Origin of the sequence: Paraconexibacter sp. (assembly GCF_041602235.1) — a bacterium.
Classification (GTDB): domain Bacteria; phylum Actinomycetota; class Thermoleophilia; order Solirubrobacterales; family Solirubrobacteraceae; genus Paraconexibacter.
This window is the reverse complement of record NZ_JBFIGP010000485.1, coordinates 1-1573: the sequence shown is the minus strand read 5'-3', so window position 1 is coordinate 1573 and position 1573 is coordinate 1. Positions and strand designations below refer to the sequence as shown.

The following is a 1573-nucleotide window of genomic DNA, read 5'->3' as shown; positions in this document are numbered from 1 at the left end:
TCCGGACCGGAGGTCGAGTACGTGGGCATCGTCAACCGCGACGACGACACCGAGGACCGCGTGTGCGTCCGGCTCACCGCCACCCTGCTCGACCGGGTCGTGACCGACCGGGGGCAGACGATCATGCGAAACGGCCAGAGCAGCGCGACCACCCAGCTGGCCGAGTACTGGACGCTCGCCCACCGCGACGGCCGCTGGACGCTTGCCTCCATCGAGTCCGACACCGAGGGCGTGCACCAGCTCGACGCCGCGATCGTGGCGTCGCCCTGGTCGGACACGGGTGCGCTGCGCGACGAGGCGCTCGTCGAGAGCGCTGTCGCCGACAAGGCCCTGGACGGGTTCGCCACGGCCGATCTCGTCGACGTCGATCTCACCGACGACGCGCGCGCCCAGGCCCTCGATCTCTCGCTCGCCGACGCGCGGTTCGCCCCCGACATCCTGGAGGTGGCGGCCCGCCGAGCCGTGCAGGCGTGGGTCGAGGCGGTCGACGGCGAGGACGACGCGCTCCTCGCGCTCGCCGACCGCCAGGCGGCGGCCCGCCTGCTCCACGGCACCGACGGGAGCGGGCGCACGCGCATCGTCCTGCGCGGCGCACGCGTCGAGCGCATCGGGGTCGACCGGCTCGAGGCCGGGACCGACGGCACCCCCGCCCAGATGCGGGTGTCGGTCCGCGTGCGCGGACGCCGCTACGTCGAGGACCGCGACACCGCTGCGGTCCTCGCCGGCAGCAAGGACGCCGAGACCACCTTCACCGAGCGCTGGACGCTGACGCTGCGTGACGAGGACAGCGAGCAGCCCTGGCACCTGGCCGACGTCACCGAGCCGGTCGCCGGCTGACCGGTCGGACCTCGGTCGCCACCCGTCATGTCCCCACGCGCTCGCACCATCGTGCTGGCCCTCGCGGCGGGCCTCGCCCTCGCGGACGCCTCGATCGTCACGCTCGCCCTGCCGGAGATCCTGGTCCGGCTCGACACGACGGTCGAGGGTGTCGCCGCGGTCATCGGGGTGTACGCGTTGGTGCTCGCGCTCGCCCTGGTGCCGATCGAGCGGCTGCAACGCAGCCGCGGACCCGCCACGGTCGGCACCGTCGGCATGGTCGTGTTCGGGCTGGCGTCGCTGGTCTGCGGGCTGGGCTCGTCGCTGCCGCTGCTGCTCGCCGGGCGCGCGGTGCAGGCGCTGGGCGGCGCGGCCACCCTGATCGCCGTGTTCGCGCTGCTGGAGGCCGGGCACGCCGACGAGCGCGGCCACGCGCGCCGGTTGTGGCTCGGTGCGGCCGTGCTCTCGACCGCGATCGGTCCCGCGCTCGGCGGTGCCCTCACGCAGCTGCTCGACTGGCGGGCGATCTTCATCTTCCAGACGCCGATCGCCCTCGGCGCGGCGTGGTTCTGCTGGGGCGCGACGCGCACGGCGACCGCGGCGTCACCGCGGACGCCCGCGGCCGGGGGCCCGCGGTGGACGACCGCGCCCGTCGTCGCGCTCGCGCTCGTGTCCGCCGCACTCACGGCCGTGCTGTTCCTGCTCGTGCTGCTGCTCGTCGCCGGCTGGAGCGTCAACCCCCTGCGAGCCGCCCTGA

2 protein-coding genes are annotated in these 1573 nt (G+C 75.0%); both read left to right on the top strand.

Annotated features, from left to right (window positions below):
* A partial coding sequence (locus tag ABYE80_RS20705) for a hypothetical protein (protein ID WP_372792323.1) occupies positions 1 to 837 on the top strand: 837 nt, incomplete at its 5' end.
* A 27-nt stretch (positions 838 to 864) separates the two neighbouring features.
* The coding region (locus ABYE80_RS20700; protein ID WP_372792321.1) for an MFS transporter at positions 865 to 1573 on the top strand (709 nt) is incomplete at its 3' end.